This window comes from Pseudomonas fuscovaginae SE-1 (genome assembly GCF_000364705.1).
In the GTDB taxonomy this organism is placed as follows: domain Bacteria; phylum Pseudomonadota; class Gammaproteobacteria; order Pseudomonadales; family Pseudomonadaceae; genus Aquipseudomonas; species Aquipseudomonas fuscovaginae_A.
On record NZ_AQOH01000264.1, the window covers coordinates 1 to 20,911 of the forward strand.

General features: G+C 63.8%; 22 protein-coding genes. 11 read left to right on the forward strand and 11 right to left on the reverse strand.

From position 1 onward, the window contains the following. Nucleotides 1–107 precede the first annotated feature (107 nt). On the reverse strand, nt 108–266 hold the full coding sequence (locus K675_RS33435; RefSeq protein WP_017905539.1) for a hypothetical protein: 159 nt from the start codon (nt 264–266) through the stop codon (nt 108–110). A 178-nt stretch (nt 267–444) separates the two neighbouring features. On the opposite strand from K675_RS33435, the gene K675_RS0121525 reads away from it, so the two are divergent. Further along, nucleotides 445–633, forward strand: coding sequence for a hypothetical protein (locus tag K675_RS0121525; protein WP_017905540.1), 189 nt, complete (start codon nt 445–447; stop codon nt 631–633). A 104-nt stretch (nt 634–737) separates the two neighbouring features. Here K675_RS0121525 and K675_RS0121530 read toward each other — a convergent pair whose 3' ends face one another. Next, the gene (locus K675_RS0121530) at nt 738–1,115 is read right to left on the reverse strand and encodes a fe2+ zn2+ uptake regulation protein (RefSeq protein WP_017905541.1); all 378 of its coding nucleotides are present in this window, start codon (nt 1,113–1,115) and stop codon (nt 738–740) included. A gap of 300 nt (nt 1,116–1,415) precedes the next feature. Between K675_RS0121530 and K675_RS0121535 the strand changes: the two genes are divergently transcribed. Continuing rightward, a complete protein-coding gene (locus K675_RS0121535) occupies nt 1,416–3,743 on the forward strand; it encodes an acylase (protein WP_026145412.1) in 2,328 nt (775 codons plus the stop codon). A gap of 228 nt (nt 3,744–3,971) precedes the next feature. On the opposite strand, the gene K675_RS0121540 is transcribed toward K675_RS0121535, so the two are convergent. Then, a complete protein-coding gene (locus K675_RS0121540) occupies nt 3,972–4,967 on the reverse strand; it encodes a FecR family protein (RefSeq protein WP_017905543.1) in 996 nt (331 codons plus the stop codon). Between the two features lie 140 nt (nt 4,968–5,107). Next, a complete protein-coding gene (locus K675_RS0121545) occupies nt 5,108–6,022 on the reverse strand; it encodes a LysR family transcriptional regulator (RefSeq protein ID WP_017905544.1) in 915 nt (304 codons plus the stop codon). Between the two features lie 86 nt (nt 6,023–6,108). Here K675_RS0121545 and K675_RS0121550 point away from each other — a divergent pair, with 86 nt between their 5' ends. Then, on the forward strand, nt 6,109–7,035 hold the full coding sequence (locus K675_RS0121550; protein ID WP_017905545.1) for a carbon-nitrogen hydrolase family protein: 927 nt from the start codon (nt 6,109–6,111) through the stop codon (nt 7,033–7,035). Here K675_RS0121550 and K675_RS0121555 read toward each other — a convergent pair. Next, complete coding sequence (locus K675_RS0121555) at nt 7,026–7,586, reverse strand: GNAT family N-acetyltransferase (RefSeq protein WP_017905546.1); 561 nt, start codon at nt 7,584–7,586, stop codon at nt 7,026–7,028. The two genes, K675_RS0121550 and K675_RS0121555, sit on opposite strands and share 10 nt — an antisense overlap. Nucleotides 7,587–7,659: 73 nt before the next feature. Further along, nucleotides 7,660–8,127: an LEA type 2 family protein gene (locus tag K675_RS0121560; RefSeq protein WP_017905547.1), complete on the reverse strand. Its 468-nt coding sequence runs from the start codon at nt 8,125–8,127 to the stop codon at nt 7,660–7,662. Between the two features lie 127 nt (nt 8,128–8,254). On the opposite strand from K675_RS0121560, the gene K675_RS0121565 reads away from it, so the two are divergent. From K675_RS0121565 to zapE, 3 genes are read left to right on the forward strand one after another with little or no spacing between them, the layout of a single operon-like run. Continuing rightward, a complete protein-coding gene (locus tag K675_RS0121565) occupies nt 8,255–8,974 on the forward strand; it encodes a helix-turn-helix transcriptional regulator (RefSeq protein ID WP_026145413.1) in 720 nt (239 codons plus the stop codon). A gap of 52 nt (nt 8,975–9,026) precedes the next feature. Beyond that, entirely contained in the window at nt 9,027–9,362 is a 336-nt protein-coding gene (locus tag K675_RS0121570; protein WP_017905549.1) for a nuclear transport factor 2 family protein, read from the forward strand. Nucleotides 9,363–9,408: 46 nt separating this feature from the next. Then, entirely contained in the window at nt 9,409–10,518 is a 1,110-nt protein-coding gene (zapE, locus tag K675_RS0121575) for a cell division protein ZapE (protein ID WP_017905550.1), read from the forward strand. Between the two features lie 286 nt (nt 10,519–10,804). Here the strand turns inward: zapE and K675_RS0121580 are convergent, their stop codons facing one another. The 3 genes from K675_RS0121580 to K675_RS0121590 all read right to left on the reverse strand — a co-directional run bounded on the left by K675_RS0121580 (nt 10,805) and on the right by K675_RS0121590 (nt 13,429). Further along, nucleotides 10,805–11,029 (reverse strand): co-regulatory protein PtrA N-terminal domain-containing protein, encoded by a 225-nt coding sequence (locus K675_RS0121580; RefSeq protein WP_017905551.1) that lies wholly within the window; start codon nt 11,027–11,029, stop codon nt 10,805–10,807. A gap of 298 nt (nt 11,030–11,327) precedes the next feature. After that, the gene (locus tag K675_RS0121585; protein ID WP_017905552.1) at nt 11,328–13,064 is read right to left on the reverse strand and encodes a phosphoethanolamine transferase CptA; all 1,737 of its coding nucleotides are present in this window, start codon (nt 13,062–13,064) and stop codon (nt 11,328–11,330) included. Between the two features lie 185 nt (nt 13,065–13,249). Next, nucleotides 13,250–13,429, reverse strand: a complete 180-nt coding sequence (locus K675_RS0121590) for a DUF6026 family protein (RefSeq protein ID WP_017905553.1) — start codon at nt 13,427–13,429, stop codon at nt 13,250–13,252. Nucleotides 13,430–13,726: 297 nt separating this feature from the next. Here K675_RS0121590 and gnd point away from each other — a divergent pair, with 297 nt between their 5' ends. The 5 genes from gnd (at nt 13,727) to nudC (ending at nt 18,858) form a co-directional block, all read left to right on the forward strand. Next, the gene (gene gnd / locus K675_RS0121595; RefSeq protein WP_017905554.1) at nt 13,727–14,710 is read left to right on the forward strand and encodes a phosphogluconate dehydrogenase (NAD(+)-dependent, decarboxylating); all 984 of its coding nucleotides are present in this window, start codon (nt 13,727–13,729) and stop codon (nt 14,708–14,710) included. After that, nucleotides 14,707–16,230 (forward strand): glucose-6-phosphate dehydrogenase, encoded by a 1,524-nt coding sequence (zwf, locus tag K675_RS0121600; protein ID WP_017905555.1) that lies wholly within the window; start codon nt 14,707–14,709, stop codon nt 16,228–16,230. Before gnd ends, zwf begins: the two co-directional genes overlap by 4 nt. Then, nucleotides 16,227–17,051, forward strand: a complete 825-nt coding sequence (locus K675_RS0121605) for a Cof-type HAD-IIB family hydrolase (protein WP_017905556.1) — start codon at nt 16,227–16,229, stop codon at nt 17,049–17,051. The genes zwf and K675_RS0121605 overlap by 4 nt, the downstream gene beginning before the upstream one ends. Before the next feature lie 132 nt (nt 17,052–17,183). After that, nucleotides 17,184–17,996 (forward strand): crotonase/enoyl-CoA hydratase family protein, encoded by an 813-nt coding sequence (locus tag K675_RS0121610; RefSeq protein ID WP_017905557.1) that lies wholly within the window; start codon nt 17,184–17,186, stop codon nt 17,994–17,996. Nucleotides 17,997–18,027: 31 nt separating this feature from the next. Then, complete coding sequence (nudC, locus tag K675_RS0121615; RefSeq protein WP_017905558.1) at nt 18,028–18,858, forward strand: NAD(+) diphosphatase; 831 nt, start codon at nt 18,028–18,030, stop codon at nt 18,856–18,858. Here nudC and K675_RS0121620 read toward each other — a convergent pair. Further along, nucleotides 18,826–19,605: a TSUP family transporter gene (locus tag K675_RS0121620; protein ID WP_017905559.1), complete on the reverse strand. Its 780-nt coding sequence runs from the start codon at nt 19,603–19,605 to the stop codon at nt 18,826–18,828. The genes nudC and K675_RS0121620 overlap by 33 nt on opposite strands. Before the next feature lie 265 nt (nt 19,606–19,870). Then, the coding region (locus K675_RS0121625; RefSeq protein ID WP_017905560.1) for an acyl-CoA dehydrogenase family protein at nt 19,871–20,911 on the reverse strand (1,041 nt) is incomplete at its 5' end.

The window sequence follows — 20,911 nt, forward strand, 5'->3', positions numbered from 1 at the left end:
CGTCGACTGGCTGGTGGAGGTGTGTGCCCGGCCGGGTATCGGTTTCAAGCGATGAGAGAGGAGGGAGCAGAAACGAAAAGGGTGAGCCGTTGGCTCACCCGTGGATGTCAGCGGTGGTAGTAACCAGGGCCGCCACCGTAATAGCCGGGGCCGCCGCCGTAGTAGCGGTGGTCATGCCAGCCGCCGTGATCGCGCGGCATGATGATGCAGCCGCTCAGTGACAACAGGATCAACGCAGGAATCAGCAGTGTGATTCGACGAAACATGGACACATCCTCATGGTTAAAGGCGGGCAGCGAAAACTCATGCTCGCCTGTATCATGAGACTGCGTTTTGGTCGGCTTATTCGTCGGGCGCTGTAGGTGCTTGGCATGAAAGACGATACAAGGCGGATACATTTCACTCCAGGCCTGTGCGTTTCAGGCTGTTTTCAGGATACATGCAATGACCCAGGCACAACGTTTGAAATACTCGATTCTGGTCGTCCTGGTAGTGCTGGGGATCATGTTCGGTCTCACCTACCTGCAGAACGCCGGCGTGATCAGCGAGAAGCTGTTCCAGTACATCGCGATTGGCGTGGCGGTGGTGGTGGTGATCATCAACGGCGTGATGCGCCGCAAGGTCAAGCCTTGAAGCGTTGAGGGCGGCGGGCACCATCCCGGCGGCGGCCGGCCGGCTGCGGTGGTGTCGCTAGGCTGGGTAAAAACGCGGCGAGCCGGAACCGCGTTGACCGGTGTTCAATCCTGCTGTTCCAGTGCCACCAGGGCATCGGGGTGCAGGCTGTAGGTCTTGTCGCCGTTGAGCACCACGACACCTTCGCCGCACAGGCGCTTGAGCACTTCGCGCACACTGAGAAAGGACAACGGAATGTCCAGTTCCAGCAGGTGGCCGTGAACACCACGCACGCCCAGGCGTCGCGGGCCGCCTTCGGCGTTGAGCAGGGCATCGATCACCTTCAGGCGGATCAGGCTGGTGCGCAGGCCGAAGTGCTTGAGCAGTTGGCGAATACGCTCGTTGCCATTGCGCTCGGCAGGTTTGGCAAACATGGCGCCCGAGCTGTAGGTTGGATCGCGTTGCAAGGAAATACCGTCCGTTGGCCTGTGCTGGTCGTACATGCGAAAAACTCCTTTTCAGAGGCTGATCAGGAAAGTGAAATCTGCTCTCTTTGAATAAAGACGAACGAGACGGATAAATCATGAAGCCTCATATGTCGAAAATTTGTCGGCATCAGGTCACGGCCATGTTTCAGGGCTGAACCGCAGCTGTCTGACCGGCTAAATTTTTGCAGTTCCATTCGTTTCCAAGGGCAGGCATCGGCTGCCCTGTGCTTTGGCGTGGGCGCCGGTTTTTCCAGGCGCCCGGATCTGATTCAGCCCCGCGCGGCCTGGTATTCGACGGTCTTATCAGGAGTCTGCGTGATCATTTCCCGGCCATTTCCCAGGTATTGTCTTGCAACGTTGTTGATCGGCCTGAGCGTCGGCGTCCAGGCCCGTTCCCAGGTGGCGGATACCCAAGGGGTTCAACTGAGTGCCGATATCCGCCGTACCACCTTCGGTGTCCCGCATATCCGGGCCACCGACGAACGTGGCCTGGGCTATGGCATCGGCTATGCCTATGCCCAGGACAACCTGTGCCTGCTGGCCAATGAAATCGTCACGGTCAATGGCGAACGCTCGAAGTTCTTCGGCCCCCACGAGACGACGATCGAGCAGCGGGACAATCTCGCCAGTGACCTGTTCTTCAACTGGTTCAATACGCCGGCGGCGGTGTCCTCGTTCTGGCAGGCGCAGACCCCGGAAATCAAACAGCGGGTCGAGGGCTATGTCGCCGGTTACAACCGCCTGTTGCGCGAGCGCCAGGCCGAAGGGCTGCCGGGGCAATGCCAGGGTGGCTGGGTACGGCCGATCACCGTGCTCGACCAGGTCAAGCTGACCCGCCGTCTGCTGGTCGAGGGCGGCGTCGGGCAGTTCGTCGAGGCCCTGGCTGCGGCTACTCCACCCGAACAGACCGCGCAACGGCCGTCGCCGGCGTTCCAGGTGGCTGCCGCGCGCATGCAGCGGTTCGCCCTGGACCGTGGCAGCAACGGTGTGGCGATCGGTGGCGAGCGCTCGTTCAACGGTCGCGGCCTGTTGCTGGGCAATCCGCATTTCCCGTGGGTCGGCGGCATGCGTTTTTACCAGATGCACCTGACCATCCCCGGCCGGCTCGATGTGATGGGCGCGGCGCTGCCTGGCCTGCCGCTGATCAACATCGGTTTCAGCCGGCACCTGGCCTGGACCCATACGGTCGATACCTCCAGGCACTTCACCCTGTATCGCCTGCAACTGGACCCCAAGGACCCGACCCGCTACCTGCTCGATGGCAAGTCCACGGCCATGGACAAGCTCCAGGTGACCGTCCAGGTCAGGCAGGAGGACGGCAGTCTGAAGCCGGTCTCGCGGCAGATCTACAGCTCGGTTTTCGGCCCCGTGGTGCAATGGCCGGGCAAGCTCGACTGGAACCGGGAGGTGGCGTTCAGTCTGCGTGATGCCAACCAGGACAACGATCGGGTGCTGCGGCAGTGGGCTGAAATGAATCGCGCCGACAGCCTCGAGGCGTTCCAGGCGGCGGTACACCGGATCCAGGGGATTCCGTGGGTCAACACCCTGGCGGTGGATGACCGTGGGCAGGCGCTGTACATGAATTTGTCGGTGGTGCCGAACGTGGACGCCGACCAGTTGCGCGAGTGCAGCGATCCGCGTGTCGGCTACGAGATGATCGTGCTCGACGGTTCGCGCCGTGGCTGTGCCTGGCGTGTCGCTGCGAATGCCGCGCAGAAGGGGATTTTCCCGGCGAACCGCCTGCCGCAACTGGAGCGCGGCGACTATGTGCAGAACTCCAACGACTCGGCGTGGATGGTCAACCCGGTGGCGCCGCTCAAGGGCTTTTCGCCGTTGATCAGTCGCGAGGACCAGCCGTTGGGGCCCCGCGCACGTTTCGCCCTGGAGCGCCTGGAGCGCTTGAACCAGGCTGGGCCGGTCAAGGTCGAGGACCTGCAGGCGATGGTAATGGACAATCAGGTCTACCTCGCCAGCCAGGTGTTGCCGGATCTGCTGCGGTTCTGCAGTGCGGACCTGGGGGTGGACGCCGCGACCCTGGCGCCACTGTGTGCCAGTCTCAAGGGCTGGGACCAACGGGCCAACCTGGATAGCGGCGTGGGCTTCGTGCACTTCCAGAATGTCATGGCGCAGTTGCTCGAACAGGAGGATATCTGGCGCATCAGGTTCGACCCGGCCAACCCCCGGCATACGCCGCGCGGGCTGAACATCGGGCGTGCGGAAGTGGCCAGGGCCGTGCGCGAGGCGATGCTGGCGTCGGTGGCGAGCGTGGACAAGGCGGGACTGACGGCTGACACGCATTGGGGCGATGTCCAGCAGGCTGGCCTGGGCGGGCACCCGGTATCGGTGCATGGCGGGCCGTCGACGCTGGGCGTGTATAACGCGATCCAGAGTGTGCCCGCCGAGGGCGGCAAGCGGGAGGTGATCAGCGGCACCAGCTATCTGCAGGTGGTCAGCTTCGATGAGCAGGGGCCACGAGCGGTGGGCCTGCTGGCGCCGTCATTGTCCAGCGATCCGGCTTCGGCGCATTTTCGTGACCAGACCGAGGCGTTCTCGCAGAAGGCCTGGAGTATGCTGCCGTTTACCGAGGAGCAGATCAGGGCTGACAAGGAGTATCGGCTGCAGGTGATTGGCGAGAAGTACTGAGGCAGGCCTTGCGATAGTGCTACTGCCACGCTGTGGGAACGGGATTGCCGGCGAGGTCTCTGGTGCGCCCCAGACTGCCTTCGCTGGCAAGACAGCAGGTGAACAGCGCCGCACTTGCGCAAGCCTGGCCTGCCGGGTATCGGCAGTCAGCTGAAAACGGTTGGCTCCAACAGGCACAGACCGTGTTCACACAGCACTGGCCGTGCTGTAGCAGGAAGTCTAGGCTCGTCAGGCCTTGGGCTTTTCCTGCGGGATGGAGTTGAGCACCGGATTGCCGTCCTTGTTCTGGGTCAGGTAGACCGGCAGAACCTTGGGCAGGGAGGTGACCAGTTTCTTCACTTCAGCGGTGCTGTAGATCCCGCCGATACGAATCCCGCCGGTGGCCGGATCGGCCAGCAGCACGGGGGTGGCCAGGTAGCGGTTGATCAGCGGCAGGGCATCGGCCAGGCTCAGGTTGTCGAGGATCAACTTGCCGTTGCGCCAGGCCAGTGACGTGTCGTTGGCATAGGTCTGGCTGATCTGCGGTTCGAAGTCGCCAGCCTTGTAGCGCGCCTGCATGCCCGGGTCGAGGCGATAGCCACTCGGCTGGCGGCTGTCGCTGCTGACCAGCACCGAACCTTGCAGCAAGGTCACCCGCACCTGGTCTTCATACATCCAGACGTTGAACCGGGTGCCGGTGACGCGGATCTGGCCCTTGGCGGCCTTCACCACGAAGGGATGCTCGGCGTCATGGCTGACGTCGAAAAAGGCTTCGCCTTTCTTCAGGGTGACCCGCCGTTGATCCCTGTAATTGCTGTAGGTCAGTTGGCTGCCCAGGTTCAGTTCCACCTGGCTGCCATCGGCAAGGGTGACGTGCTCGACCTGGTTGCCGGCTTCGAAGGTCTGGTAGGACGTGGGTATCCAGCCCAGGCTCCAGCCAATGTAGCCGGCCAGGGGAATGGCCAACAGGCTGCTGGCGGCCACGCCATGACGCGACCAGGTGCGGCGCTTGACCGGCAGTGGAATGACTTCGGCCTGGGGGGGACGTGGCAGGTGCTCGGCGACGTCCCAGATTTCCAGCATGGCCTCGTATTCGCTGGCGTGCAGCGGATCGGCCTTGAGCCAGGCGTCGAACTCCGCACGCTCGGCTGCCGTACAGTCCTGCTCATGCAGACGCATGCACCAGTGCGCGGCGGCATCGGTGATTGCGTCGTACTCGGCTTCTGAGAGGGGCTGCTCTGTCATTGACTCTTCCCTATTTCCTACATTCTACCCTTCCCTGGTGTCTGCCGAGAACACTAGATGGCAAATGCATGTCAGTTCGGGTTGAATTTTTCTTCGGATTGTCCTGAAAAACCGGCGGGTGGTCGGATTTCCATTATGACTCATGGAATGTGAAAACACTGAAAAATGGCCGACTGTACCTTCAACACCGCCGGGTCAAGGGACGCGCTGGTACGCCAGCCCAGCTCGATCGGGTAGCGCGGCAGGGGCATGGGGCACGGTAGCAGGCTCAGCCCGCCGAGTTCGGAGATGGCCCGGGCGGCATGGGCCGGAATGGTGGCGACCGCCTGGCTGCCCTTGAGCAGGTAGGGCAAAGCCGCGAAATGGCTGGTCGATGCACTGACGTGCCGGCTCAGCCCCAGGCCGGCCAGCGCCTCGTCGGTGATGCCGATGAAGCCGCCTGACGACACCAGGATATGCTCGCGGGCGACGAACTGCTCCAGGCTCAGCCCGGTCTGGCCGGCCTCCAGGCTCCGCGGGTCGACCAGGCAACGGTAGTCGCCTTCGCCCAGGACACGGCGGCTGAGCAGGCGCTCGGCGAAGCCGCCAGCGGTGATGGCCAGATCGAACTGGCGCTGCAGCAGGCCTTCGCCGACGATCTGGCTGTGGGTCTGGCGGAAGATCAGGCGCAGGCGCGGCGCATGGGCCGCGATCAGCTCCATCAGGCGGCGACCGTAGGCGATCTCGAAATCGTCCGACAGCCCGATGATCACCGAGCGCCCCTCGTAGTGCCGGGCTTGCGGGTCGACCAGCGCCAGGCTTTGCCGGCACTTGTTCAGGGCTTCGCTGATCACCGGCTTGAGCTGGTCGGCGCACAGGGTCGGGGCCAGCCCTCGACCGGTGCGCACGAACAGCGGGTCGCCATAGACCTCGCGCAGCCGGCGCAGGGCGGCGCTGATGGCCGATTGGGTGACGCCCAGACGCACGGCCGCGCGGCTGGCGCTGGATTCATCGTGCAGGGCTTCGAAGACCTTGAGCAGGTTCAAGTCCAGGGTCTTGATATTCGTGCTGTTCATATCATTCAGTGATGAGTTGGTCTTTATTCATGATCGGCTTCGCCCCGACAATCTGCAACACGAACCTACGTCATGGAGAACCGCTGATGTCCAAATCCATCGTTGCCGCCTTGCAGATCGGCTCCTTGCCGGGTGGCAAGGGCGAGACCCTGGAACAGATCCTGTCCTATGAAGAGGCGATCATCGAATCCGGCGCCTGCCTGGTGGTGATGCCCGAAGCGCTGCTCGGTGGCTACCCGAAAGGCGAGACCTTCGGCACCCAGCTGGGCTACCGCCTGCCGGAAGGTCGCGAGGCGTTCGCTCGCTATCACGCCAATGCGATCGACGTACCGGGGCCGGAAACCGAGGCGCTGGCCGGGTTGTCCGCCCGCACCGGAGCCAACCTGGTGCTCGGCGTGATCGAACGCAACGGCCACAGCCTGTTCTGCACCGTGCTGTTCTTCGACCCACAGGCCGGCCTGGTGGCCCGGCACCGCAAGTTGATGCCGACCGGTACCGAGCGGCTGATCTGGGGCAAGGGCGACGGTTCGACCCTGCCGGTGGTGCAGGGCAAGCCCGGGCGGCTCGGTTCGGCGGTCTGCTGGGAAAACTACATGCCGCTGCTGCGCACCGCGATGTACGCCAAGGGCGTGGACATCTGGTGCGCGCCCACGGTGGATGAGCGGGAAATGTGGCGGGTGACCATGCGCCACGTCGCCTGCGAGGGGCGTTGCTTCGTGGTCACCGCCTGCCAGGTCCAGCCGTCACCGGCGGCGCTGGGCAGCCGTGTCGAGAACTGGCCGGACGAGCGCCCGCTGATCAACGGTGGCAGCCTGATCGTCGGGCCGATGGGCGATGTGCTGGCCGGTCCGCTGGTGGGTGAAGCCGGCCTGCTGACCGCCGAGATCGACACCGACGAACTGGTACGGGCCCGCTATGATTTCGACGTCACCGGTCACTATTCGCGCCCGGATGTGTTCGAACTGCGGGTGGACGAGCGGGCCAAGCCCGGCGTGCGCTTCATTCAGGACTGACGCGACAGACCGCCCCGTCGCCATTCCTCACGGGTGATTTCCCAGACATCACAGGGCAGTCGCCCGCTGACGAAGTCGCGTTCTTCGCTGCGCACCAGGCGCATGCCTTCACGCTCCGAAACCCGCCGCGAGGCCAGGTTGGGCGCAGCCTTGGGCACGCGCAGCAGCGGCCGGTCGAGCACTTCGAACCAGTAGTGGGTCACCACGCGGCTGGCTTCGCTCATCAGGCCCAGGCCCTGCCACTGTGGTGCGAGCCAGAAACCGCGGTTATTGTCGGTTTCGTTCATCAGGCTGATGGAGCCGATCAACTGCTTCGGCGCCGTCTTCAGGCGCAGCGACCAGTGCCATTCCTCGCCGCGCTCGACGGCGGGCAGCGCGATATCGCGCAGATAGCTCGAGGCGCCGTCGTCCGGATAGGGCCAGGGCACCAGGGCGTTGAGGTAGCGCACCACTTCCCAGTGCGGGAACAGTTGCTGGACGGCTGGGGCGTCGGCCAGTGTCAGCGGTTGCAGGATCAGCCGTTCGCTGTGCAGGGTGGGGTATCTGTCCATGAAGCGTGCCGTCCCGGGTGGAAGTCCAGAGGCTGGTTATAACAGCCTTCCGTGTTGTTCTGCAGGTTCTGGCTCACCAGCGGCTGCCATTGGCGCCCGGCAGGTCCAGGCGACCCCGTTCGACGAAGCGCATCGTGCCGAAGGGGCCCGCGGCCAGCTTGCCGCGCAGCACATAGGGCAGGCCGTCGAGGCTGCGCGTCTGGCTCAGGCCGAGGGTCTGGCGCAGCATGGAGAAGGCCGAGACGCTGACCGGTACCGTCAGCGTGGTTTCGGAGAACCGCTGCAGCGTGCCCTGCCGATCGCTGACGCCGGAGGCCAGCGGCTGGTCGTTCACCTCCAGATCGAGGGCCACACCGTTGTAGGCAATGGCCGTCTCGTTGGGATTCTGCAGGCGCAGGGTCACGGCGAAGCGCATCTCCATGTCCTGGCTGGGCAGTGGCTCGATCCCGACCACATTGATATTCAACGGGTCGCGACCGGATAACAGCGCGCAGGCACTGAGGGTCAGGAGCAGCAGGCCCAGGCCGAGGAGTTTGCGCATGAGAAGTCCTCTGGATGAATGGCCTCCTCACGATACAGCAAAGCATGGGCGTCGCGGCTCCTGACAGTTTCTGACAGGAGTCTCTGCTAGGCTGCCCACCTCCGCTTCCGTTCAGGTTGAATCCACCGTGTCCCGTACTTCCCGTCTGTTGACGCTGCTGCAGGTGCTGCGGGCCCGTAGCCGCCCGGCTACCGCGGCGGCCCTGGCCCATGAACTGGAAATTTCCGAGCGTACGGTCTATCGCGATATTGCCGAACTGATTGCCCTGGGCGCGCCGATCCAGGGTGAGGCAGGGATCGGCTATGTGCTGCGCAGCGGCCTGTTCCTGCCACCGCTGATGCTCGATGCCGACGAGGCCGAGGCGATCATGCTCGGCCTGCAGTACGTCAATCAGCGCGGCGACGATGTACTGGGCAAGGCCGCCTGTGGTGCATTGGCGAAGATTTGCGCAGTGCTCGGGCCGGCGGCCCAGGAGGCTCTGCGCAACCCCACGGTGCTGGCCGGGCCCGCCGGTTACGGCTTTCCGGAGAACATCGTGCCACTGAGCGTGTTGCGCCAGGCGATCGGCCAGCAGAGCAAGCTGTACATCGACTATGCCGATGCCAACCAGGTTCCCAGCCAGCGCCTGATCTGGCCGCTGGCCCTGGGGTTCTTGAACGAGGTGCGGGTGATCGTCGCCTGGTGCGAACTGCGCAATGACTACCGGACCTTTCGGACCGACCGTATCGCAGCCGCCCGCGGGCGGGGCGAACGTTATCCGGGACGTCGCAGCGACCTGTTGCGCGGCTGGCACCAGGCCTGCGAGCAACAGCAGAAAACCCAGCCGTTCACTCCTGACAAAAACTGACGCGGGCCTGGCATAGGATGGTGCCAGTCCCACCAGCAAGGAGCTGTGCCCCATGAAAACCTCATCCCTGGCCCCGGCTATCGAGGCCTACATCACCGCCGCCAATGCCCGTGACACCTCGATGATCGAGGATTTTTTCGCCGTGGACGCGAATGTCTTCGACGAAGGCCGGCATCAGGTCGGCACCCTGGAGATTGCCCGATGGATGGATGAAACCGGCCGCAAGTACCGGCCCCGGGTCGAAGTGCTCGACGTCGCCCAGCGCACCGGCAAGGTGCTGGTGCGCAAGCTCGTCTCGGGCAGCTTTCCCGGCAGCCCGGTGGAGTTGCGCTACACGTTCCGCCTGAACGAGCAGGGCAAGATCGCCCGGCTGGATATTTCCAGCTGAGTCGAACTGGCATACTGCGGGGCCCTGTCCAGCAACGGCCCGACCCATGACTGTCGATTCTACCCTGAGTGCCTACCAGCGAGCCGTCGCCCAGGGCTTTGTCCATGACCCCGCCCAGTGGCAGGCGGTGCAGGCGTTGCAACACTGCCAGGCCGCGCTGCGGCGGGGGCAGGTACCCCGCGGCGTCTACCTCTGGGGGCCGGTCGGGCGCGGCAAGACCTGGCTGATGGATCAGTTCCACCAGACCCTGGGCGTGCCGTCCCGGCGCCAGCATTTCCATCACTTCATGGGCTGGGTGCACCAGCGCTCCTTCCAGTTGAGCGGCATCGCCGACCCGTTGCAGGCCCTGGCCCGTGAGCTGGCGGCCGAGGTGCGGGTGCTGTGTTTCGACGAGTTGTTCGTCAACGACATTGGCGATGCGATCATCCTCGGGCGGCTGTTCCAGGTGATGTTCGACGAGGGGGTGGTGATTGTCTGCACTTCCAACCAGCCACCGGGCCAGTTGTATGCCGATGGTTTCAACCGCGAGCGCTTCCTGCCGGCGATCGCCGCGATCGAGCGGCACATGACGGTGGTCGACGTCGATGGTGGCGAGGATCACCGCCTGCATCCGGGCGCCGGGTTGCAGCGCTACTGGGTGGTGCCGCTGGAGGGCTCGAGCGGTTTCACCCAGGCTTTCGACGCGCTGACCGCCGGGCAGCCGCTGTCCACCGAGCCGGTCGCCATGGGGCATCGCACTCTGGCGGTGGTGCGGGCCTCGTCGAACTCGCTCTGGTGCCGTTATGCCGATCTGTGCGAGCAGCCCCTGGCAGCCATGGATTTCATGGCGCTGTGCGATCGTTATTCGGCGATCTTCCTCGAGGGGGTGCCGAATCTCAGCGCCCGCCAGCGCCCCGGTCGGATCGCCCGCGGCACCGAGGATGCGGCGCAGCGGGTCGAGGCCGGGGACCGTCAGTTGCCGCAGTTGTCGATACACGATGACAGCGTGCGCCGTTTCATCGCCCTGGTGGACGAGTGCTACGACCGCAAGGTGGCCCTGTACGTCGCGGCCCAGGTACCACTGGATGACCTGTACAGCGAGGGTTACCTGGCGTTTGCGTTTCGTCGTACCCTCAGTCGTCTGCATGAGATGCAGTTGCAGCGGTTCGGCCGGTGAAGCCGTCGAGACCCGATCGGTAGCCGCTCCGGTCCGGGCACATCATCGGCTGCCCTGATACGGGGACCGCCGTATCGCCGAAAACATTCAGGTTTCACTTCATGTCTGATTGTCCATCAGGGCGAAACCAATACATCAGTCAAACGCGAGAACGGGTATTTCCCCGAAGATGCAGTTGGCCAGAATCCAAAAAAAGAGCGCCCAATACAGGGCGCCAAAGGCAAACACCTCTCACAAGAAAGTTGTGGAGCAATTCAGAGGTGTTCTCGGGAGCTCGATTGGTGAATCAGGTTTCCGGTTGCTGCTGAACCGCTTTCACCTCGTTCGGGGAGGCGTCGTTCTTTTGCGCCTGGGCGGTCAGTGTCTTCTGTGCGGCCTGCTCGCGAGCCGTTTGTTGGCTGGCCTGGAAGTTCTCCCAGCGTTCACGGACGCGATCCGAGCCGCCTTCGGCGAGTGCCGCGAAAGAAGTTGCGGACAATAGGCCAGCAATCAGCAGGGTAGGCAGTTTCATGATTCATGTTTCCTGAGTTGTCGAAAGAATGTCGCCGTGGCGATCTGAAATTCAATGTAACTCTAGGAGGGTGATATTAACTGGTAATTAAGATGATTCGATGCCGGCTGAGTAGCTTCAAGTGTGCTCGATGGATATCAGGAAGATTAAATAAACATTATGAAGTTATTTTAATTGGATGATGTTGATTTAATTTTCGCCGGTTATTTCCCGGGGCGGTGTCCGTCTGAACCGAAGCCATCGGGTGGCCGGAGGAGATGGCCTGTTCCCACACGAGTCGCGAGAACAGGCCCGAACCTCATTTTTTCGCCACATCCCCCTGCGGCTTGGGCTTGATCAGGCTGAAATCGATCAGGGCCTTCTGCGGACGGGCATAGGGGTCGCCGATCAGCAACGGTCGGGTCTTGAACCGATCGCTGACCACGCTTTTGCTCAGGTCCTGCTCATCGAAGCTCAAGCCGGCCAGGTCGGTCCAGGTGTGGATCAGGTGCGAGCTGCTGTAGGGCCGGCTCAGCTCCGAAGCAAAGCTCCAGTCATGGGTTTCGCGCCATTTCGGCGAGGCCCAGGCGATGAACGGAATGGTGTACATCGGTGCCGTCGGCCTGGCCTCGTTGCGGCCCAAGGTGCCATGACCGGCGGAGTCGAAGACGTCTTCGCCGTGGTCCGACAGGTAGAGCAGGAAGCCGTTCGGGTCGGTTTTGGCGTAGTCCTTGATCAGGCTCGATACCACGAAATCGTTGTACAGCACGGCATTGTCGTAGCTGTTATAGGTCGGCAGCTGGTCATCGCTCAGGCCGGGCGGAGCGCCGTTGCGGTCGGTGAATTTCTCGAAGGCCGGCGGGTAGCGGTACTGGTAGCTCATGTGCGTGCCCAGCAGATGAACCACGATCAGCTTGCGCGGCGCGTTGTCGGCCAGGGCCTTGTTGAACGGTTCCAATACATCGCCGTCGTACTGGCGGGCGTTCTGGTTGCGGTTGTTGTTCAGGTACACCTGCTCGTCGGCCTGTTCGGAGAAGGTCGTGAGCATGGTGTTGCGCTTGGTCATGGTCTGCTGGTTGGTGATCCACCAGGTCTTGTAGCCGGCCTGCTTCATGACGCTGACCAGCGACGGAGTCTTGAGGTACAGGTCGGGGTTTTCTTCGTCGGCGAAGGTCAGCACCTGTTGCAGAGCTTCGATGGTGTAGGGGCGCGGGGTCACCACGTTGTCGAAGATCGCCAGTTGCTCCCTGAGCTTGTCCAGGTTCGGCGTGGTTTCCCGGCGATAGCCGTACAGGCTCATGCGCTGGCGGTTGGTCGACTCGCCGATGACCAGCACCAGGGTGGTCGGCAGGCCGGCCTGGCGGTCCTTGAGGTTGTGCAGCGGCGGGATCCTGCTGACGCTGTCGAGCATGCCCTGCATGTTGTTCAGTTGTTCGCGATAGCTGCGGTAGGCCACCACCATCTGCCAGGGTACTGCCGGCTCGATGCGGCTCTCGAAACGTTCCAGGCCTTCCTTCAGGGTCGCACTGCGGTTGATCTGGCTGACCAGTGGATAGCCGATCACCGACACCAGCAGCGCCGTGGCCGCCAGCAATGCCTGGCCGCGCGGCAGGTACACCGGGCGCACGCGGGTCCAGAGCAGGAATGCCACGACGCTGTGGGCGAGCAGCGCCAACAGGATCCACCACTGGAAGTACTGGGTCAGGTACTCGCTGGTCTCGGCCAGGTTCGACTCGAACATGATGAAGATCACGCTCTGCGAGAATTCCTGCTGATAGATGAAGAAATAGCCCAGGCTGGCCAGGGAGCAGGCCCACAGTACCAGGCCGATCAGCGCACTGAGCAGGCGCGTGCGGCGCGGAAACAACAGCATCGGCGCCAGCCAGAGGGCGCTGAGGAAGAAAGCCTGGCGGAATCCGGAGAAGCCGGAAGTGCCGCTCAACTGGATCAGCAACTGGGTGATGCCCGAGAAGTACCAGAAGAACAGGAACATCCAGCCGAGCCCGGCCCAATCAAAACCTTTCGCAGACTTGTTGCCGCGTTCGAACAACGCCATCGAGCACTCCAATCAATCGCCAACTGAACCATGGGATCGGGAAAAAGTCGCCATGGGGAATGGCCGCACGAATTGCGCACGGCTGGAAGGCTTGGAGTATCGGTAACGGCGTGTGAAAAAAACGTTCAGGGTCAGGCGCGCCGGCGGCGCGCCTTCGGGGCGGGAGATCGGTCGCGGGCGGGCTTTCAGTTGCCCAGTCGCGGTAGCGGGGTCTGTGCCGTCAGGGACTGCCCCAGCAGGGCCTCGCGCAATTGCGCGACCTGCAGCAGCAGCGCGTCGCGCTCGTCCTGCAATTGCCGCAGCTCATCGCGGCGGATCGTGACGTACAGGGTTTGTGGGGGACGTACTGCGGCTACCGTACCCATTGCTCACCTCGCGAAGGGTCTGTTTCGGTTGAGCCGATCCGGCCGGTTCGGGGGCAGGGGGCTCGTTCAAGACAATTTTGGATTCTTTTTCATCGTATGGGAACTTTTTTATTTTTTGTTGTCGCCGTGTCTCGGGAGCGACTTCGAGCGTAACAAGAGGGTCGTGGGCGGCCGCGGCGAACCAAACATCGTCGTATTTGACTAACCTTTGCCAGGACACACGCCGTCGCGGTGGGCTAAGGTGTCGCCTTTATCTTTTTCGAGTTTTTTCGAACTCGTCGTCTGGAGTAACGCTACATGCAACTTGGAATCATCGGACTGGGCCGCATGGGCGGCAATATCGCACGGCGACTGATGGTCAAGGGTCATGAAACCGTGGTCTACGACCGCAATGCCGATTTCGTTGCCGCCCTGAGCAAGGAAGGTTCCACCGGTGTCGCCGACCTGCCGGCACTGGTCGCCGGGCTGGCCGCGCCGCGGGCGGTCTGGGTGATGTTGCCGGCCGGGGCGCCCACCGAGGACACCATTGCCGAACTGGGCAAGCTGCTGCAGCCGGGCGATGTGATCATCGACGGTGGCAACACCTACTACAAGGACGATATCCGTCGTGGCCAGGAGCTGGCGCAGCAGGGCATCCACTATATCGACGTCGGTACCTCCGGCGGCGTCTGGGGCCTGGAGCGGGGCTACTGCATGATGATCGGCGGTGACGCCGAGGTGGTGCGCCGTCTCGATCCGCTGTTCGATGCGTTGGCCCCGGGCCTGGGCAACATTCCGCGGACCCGCGATCGCAGCCCGACCGCCGACGACCGTGCCGAACGTGGCTACATCCATGCCGGCCCACCGGGCTCTGGCCACTTCGTCAAGATGATCCACAACGGCATCGAATACGGGATGATGCAGGCCTTCGCCGAAGGTTTCGACATCCTCAAGACCAAGAACTCCGAAAGCCTGCCGGCCGACCAGCGTTTCGACCTGAACCTGGGTGATATCGCCGAGGTCTGGCGCCGTGGCAGCGTGGTCTCCTCCTGGTTGCTGGACCTGACCGCCGACGCGCTGGCCACCGATCCGAAGTTGGACAATTACTCCGGCGCCGTGGCCGACAGCGGCGAGGGCCGCTGGACCATCGAGGCGGCGATCGAGCAGGCGGTGCCGGTACCGGTACTGTCCAGCTCGCTGTTCGCCCGCTTCCGTTCGCGCCAGCAGAGCACCTATGGCGACAAGCTGCTGTCGGCGATGCGCTTCGGCTTCGGCGGCCACGTGGAGACGCCGAAAAAATGAAGGCCACCGGCAAGAAAAGCAAGGTTGAGGCCGCCCCGCCGACCACGCTGTTCCTGTTCGGTGCCCACGGTGACCTGGTCAAGCGCCTGCTGATGCCGGCGCTGTACAACCTGAGCCGCGACGGTTTGCTCGACGATGGCTTGTATATCGTCGGCGTTGACCACAATGCGGTCACCGACGCCGAGTTCGCCAGGAAACTGGAGGACTTCAGCCGTGCCGAGGTCGCCGCCAAGAGCGGGAAGGCTCCGGAGCAGGCGCTGGACGCCGCGCTCTGGCGCAAGTTGGCGAAGAACATCAGCTATGTGCAGGGCGATTTCCTCGACGACTCGACCTACACCGCGCTGGCCGCGAAGATTGCCGCCAGCGGTACCGGCAACGCGGTGTTCTACCTGGCCACCGCGCCGCGTTTCTTCAGTGAAGTGGCGCGGCGCCTGGGCGCTGCCGGCCTGCTCGAGGAGACCCCCGAGGCGTTCCGGCGGGTGGTGATCGAGAAGCCGTTCGGCTCCGACCTGGCGACCGCCGAGGCCTTGAACGCCTGCCTGCTCAAGGTGATGAGCGAGAAGCAGATCTACCGGATCGACCATTACCTGGGCAAGGAAACCGTGCAGAACATCCTGGTCAGCCGGTTCTCCAACGTGCTCTTCGAGGCGTTCTGGAACAACCACTATATCGACCATGTGCAGATCACCGCGGCGGAAACCGTTGGCGTGGAAACCCGTGGCAGTTTCTACGAGCACACCGGAGCCCTGCGTGACATGGTGCCCAACCACCTGTTTCAGTTGCTGGCGATGGTTGCCATGGAGCCGCCGGCCGCCTTTGGTGCCGACGCGGTGCGTGGTGAGAAGGCCAAGGTGGTAGGCGCGATCCGGCCGTGGAGTGTCGAGGAGGCACGGGCCAACTCGGTTCGCGGCCAGTACATCGCGGGTGAGGTGACCGGCAAGGCTGTCGCGGGTTATCGTGAAGAAAACAACGTCGCGCCGGACAGCAACACCGAAACCTATGTCGCACTCAAGGTGATGATCGACAACTGGCGCTGGGTCGGCGTGCCGTTCTACCTGCGTACCGGCAAGCGCATGAGTGTGCGCGACACGGAAATCGCCATCTGCTTCAAGCCGGCGCCCTATGCGCAGTTTCGCGATACCGAGGTCGAACGCCTGCAGCCGACCTACTTGAAGATCCAGATCCAGCCGAACGAGGGCATGTGGTTCGACCTGCTGGCCAAGCGCCCTGGGCCGGCACTGGACATGGCCAATATCGAGCTGGGGTTCGCCTACAAGGATTTCTTCGAGATGCAGCCGTCCACTGGCTACGAGACCCTGATCTACGATTGCCTGACCGGCGACCAGACGCTGTTCCAGCGCGCCGACAACATCGAGAACGGCTGGCGGGCGGTGCAGCCGTTTCTCGACGCCTGGCGCGAGGACAACCAGGTGCAGGCCTACAAGGCCGGCGAGAACGGCCCCGCAGCCGCCGATGAACTGTTGGCGCGCGACGGTCGTGCCTGGCACGGTATCGGATGAGCGGCTCGGTGCAGTACCCGATCCGCCTGTTGCTCAGCGATATGGACGGCACCCTGTTGCTTCCCGATCACAGCCTCAGCCCGCGTATCGTCGAGGCGGTACAGGCGCTCAAGGCGTCGGGTGTGTTCTTCAGCCTGGCCACCGGACGCCCGCCCCGGGCGATGCGGGAAATGATCGAGGCCCTGGGCGTCGATCTGCCGGTGGCGGCGTTCAACGGTGGCACGCTGATGCATCCTGATGGCCGCTACCTGGTGACCCATTACGTGCCGCGCGAGGCGGCGATCTGCACGCTGGAGCTGCTGGCACGGCACGAAGAGGTGGAGATCTGGGTGTTTGCCGACAACGAATGGCTGTTGCGTAATCCTCACGGCAAGATGGTCCCTCGGGAGCAGCATGCGCTCGGTTACCCACCGAAGGTGGTGGAGAGCTTCGAACCGTACCTGGACCGCATCGACAAGATCGTCGGAGCCAGCGGCGACGCGCAACTGTTGATCGAGCTGGAAACGGTGTTGCAGCCATTGGTCGCAGACCAGGCGTTGGCCAGTCGCTCGCAACCGGCCTACCTGGACATCACCGCGATGAAGGCCAACAAGGGCGAGGCGCTGGTGACCCTGGCCAGGTTCCTCGACGTGCCGCTGGCGCAGACGGCGGCGATCGGTGACGGTGGTAACGACCCGGCGATGTTTCATCGGGCCGGCCTCGCGATTGCCATGGGCCAGGCCGAGGAGGTGGTCAAGCGGCAGGCGGATGTGGTGACCGGCCGCAACACCGAGGATGGGGCGGCGCAGGCCATCGAGCAATGGATCCTGGGGCCTCGCTAGGTTGGTGGAGGCTGGCCGCCTCTGGCGGCCATCCCTCCCGAGTCCGGCTTTTGGCATATCCGCTACCTATGCCGGACAGGCCTGCTTGCTATATTCCCCCAATCTTCCACTGCCCTGCCAAGGATGCCCGTCATGTCCGAATACCAAGCCTTCCGCGTCGAACTGGCCGACAACATCGCCCACGTGCGGATCAACCGCCCGGAAAAGATCAATGCGATGAACGCCGCGTTCTGGAGCGAGATCACCGAGATCTTCCAGTGGGCCGACGACACCGATGAAGTCCGCGTGGTGGTCCTGAGCGGCGCGGGCAAGCATTTTTCCTCCGGCATCGACCTGATGCTGCTGGCCTCGGTCGGCAACGAACTGGGCAAGGATGTGGGCCGCAATGCCCGCCTGCTGCGACGCAAGATCCTGCAGTTGCAAGCCTCCTTCAATGCCGTCGACAACTGCCGCAAGCCGGTCCTGGCGGCGATCCAGGGGTATTGCCTGGGCGGCGCCATCGACCTGATCGCTGCCTGTGACATGCGCTACTGCGCCGAGGACGCGCATTTCTCGATCAAGGAAGTGGATATCGGCATGGCTGCCGATGTCGGCACTTTGCAACGTTTGCCGCGTATCATCGGTGACGGCATGCTGCGTGAACTGGCCTACACCGGTCGTGCGTTCGGAGCGGACGAGGCGCAGCGCATCGGCCTGGTCAATCGTGTCTATCCTGATCAGGCCGCGCTGCTCGACGGTGTGATGGCACTGGCACGGGAAATCGCCGGCAAGTCGCCGATCGCCGTGACCGGCACCAAGGAAATGCTCAGTTACATGCGCGACCACCGGATCGACGACGGCCTGGAATACGTTGCCACCTGGAACGCCGCCATGTTGCAATCGAACGACCTGCGTGTGGCCATCGCGGCGCACATGAGCAAGCAGAAACCTGAATTTCTGGACTGAGGAAGGTTTCCCGGTCCCCAAGGAACCCGCAATGACTCAAGGCTGGACAACCGCAGTACTGGATATCGAACAACCCGGTGGCTGGGCCGTGGCCCGTGGTCCCGAGGGATTCCTGCTGGATGACAACGGCGTGCTGTTCCCCCGCGAGTGGCTCAAGCGCCAGGACCTGCCGGTGCTCTGCGAACATGGCATCGGCCATCGCGATGGCGAGCCGGTATACCTGCTGGAGCTCAAGGCCACGGCCGAGGTACCGGGTTGTCGCTGGCAGGGACTGCGACGCTTCATGCTCGAAGGTGACTTCACCACCTACCGCATGCTCGGCTATGCCGCGCAGATCGGCACTTGGGCCCGCGAGCACCGTTTCTGTGGCTGTTGCGGCCAGCCGACCCGCCAGGTGCCGGGCGAGCGGGCGATGTATTGCCAGCCTTGCGACCTGCGCGCCTACCCGCGGATCTCACCGAGCATGATCGTGCTGGTGACCCGGGGTGATGAAGTGCTGCTGGCCCGTTCGCCGCGCTTCGTGCCGGGGGTCTACAGCACCCTGGCCGGTTTCGCCGAGCCGGGCGAGTCGGCCGAGGATTGCCTGGTCCGCGAGGTCAGGGAGGAAGTGCAGGTGGACGTCAGCAATATCCAGTACGTCGGCAGCCAGTGCTGGCCGTTCCCGCACTCGATGATGCTCGGTTTCCATGCCGAGTACGCCGGTGGCGAGATCGTGCCGCAGGTTGACGAGATCGAGGATGCGCAGTGGTTCAACATCCGCGAACTGCCGCCGCTGCCGGCCGCCAGGTCGATCGCCCGCTACCTGATCGACCTGTATGTGGCGCGCCGGTTAGGCCACGCTGAACCAGTGCTGCCAGGCTAGGCGCACGGTCAGCCCGAGGACCACGGTGATGAACACCGGGCGGATGAATTTCGCCCCGCCGCTGATGGCGGTGCGGGCGCCGAAGAATGCGCCGAGCATCACCGAAACGCCCATGCACAGGCCGATGATCCAGTCGACCTGGCCGGAAAACACGAACACCGACAGTGCGGCGATGTTGCTGACGAAATTCATGCTGCGCGCCACGCCGCTGGCCTTGACCAGGTCGATGGGGTAGAGCAGCAGGCTGCTGACGGTCCAGAACGCGCCGGTGCCCGGTCCGGCCACGCCATCGTAGAAGCCCAGGCTGAAGCCCTGGGGGAACTGCCACTTCTTGCGGATCGGCGCGTCGCTGTCCAGCGGTGCCTTGGGCGTGCCGCCGAACAGCAGGTACAGGCCGCAGGCGAAGACGATCACCGGGAGCATCTTGTTCAGCCATTCGGCGGGCATGAAGTGCGCGGTGACCGCGCCGATCAGCGCACCGACCAGGGTACCGACGATCGCCAGCTTCCACTGGCGCGGATGGAACAGCTTGCGCCGGTAGAAGGTGAAGCTGGCGGTGGCCGAGCCGAAGGTCGAGCTGAGTTTGTTGGTGCCCAGTACCAGGTGGGGGGGCAGGCCGGCGGTCAGCAGCGCCGGGGTGGTGAGCAGACCACCACCGCCGGCGATGGCATCGATGAATCCGGCGATGAAGGCGACGACGGCAAGAATGGCGAGGGTGGTCAGGTCTACGCTGAGATCGAAAGGCATGGAATCGGCTTAGGTCGGCAGGATGGCGCCAGGGCGCTGGAAGGCGGCCATCTTACCGGCTCGCGGATTTCATCGCGAATCTTGTGGTGATGATGATCGTTCCCACGCTCCGCGTGGTAACGCAGCCCGTGACGCTCTGCGTCACCAGAGCGGACGCCGAGCGTCCTGAGAGGCATTCCCACGCGGAGCGTGGGAGCGATCGGTCTATCTACAGTGGGAGCCGGATTTACCCGAAAAAGGGACGCTACCCATCCCCTGGATCTTCTCAGTCGTTGGCCGGCCCGTTGCCGATCTGCCAGACGAACGGCGGCTCGGTGCCATTGATCGCCCAGTCGCCAACGATGCGTGCCTTGTAGATCACCGGGTTATGCGACGACACCGTGCGCGCGTTGCGCCAATGACGATCCAGTGCCTTGCCCTGGCGGACGTCGGAGGCGCCGAGGGCATTGAACAGCTCGCTGGTGGCACGCTGGATGAGCTCCGACACCACCACCTGCGCCGTGGCCGACTCGATTTCCGCGTCGATGTTGGCCTGCCGCTCCAGCTCGGCATCGCCGCCGAACCGTGCCAGGTAAGCCCGCTGTGCCGGCTGCGCCGCACGTACCGCGGCGGCCTCGGCGGCATACACCCGCGCGGCGACCTCGCCGACCACCTGCTGCACCTGGGCATCCTCGCTGACCCGCTGGGCATTGCCGTGGCTGTAGATGCGCTTGCGCTCGCGCACCTGCTGCGCCACCTCCCTGAGCGCCGCGCGACCGATACCGGCCAGGGTCGCCAGCAGCACCAGTTGGTAGAACGCCGTCTGGTACTTGAAGCGGCTGGCGAAGTCGATCACATGCTCCTTTTCCACCGGCGCGTCGACGAACCGCGAGGTGCCGCTGCCGGTGGTGCGCTGGCCGAAACCGTCCCAGTCGTCGCTGTGCTCGACGCCCGGCTGGCGCGCACGCACGGCGGCGATCACGTCGCCGCCGGTATCGCTGCGGCGGGCGTAGACGTCGATCCAGTCGGCAAAGAGGCTGCCGGTGCTGTAGAACTTCTCGCCGTTGAGGCGCCACTGTTCACCGTCCGGCGAAACCTGGGTCACCACGTCGCCGATGGCGACGTTGCCGATCTCGGTCCAGGCGCAGCCAACGATGTCGCCGTCGACGAAACGCTTGAACCATAGGTCGCGGTTGGGGCCGGGCGCCGCGTTCAGGCGGTCCTCGGCAAAGGCGAAATGGCCGCGCAGGGCTTGCGGAACGTTGGAGTCGGCCTCGGCCAGTTCTATCAGCAACTGGAACAGCTGCGGCAGGGAGGCGCCGCCACC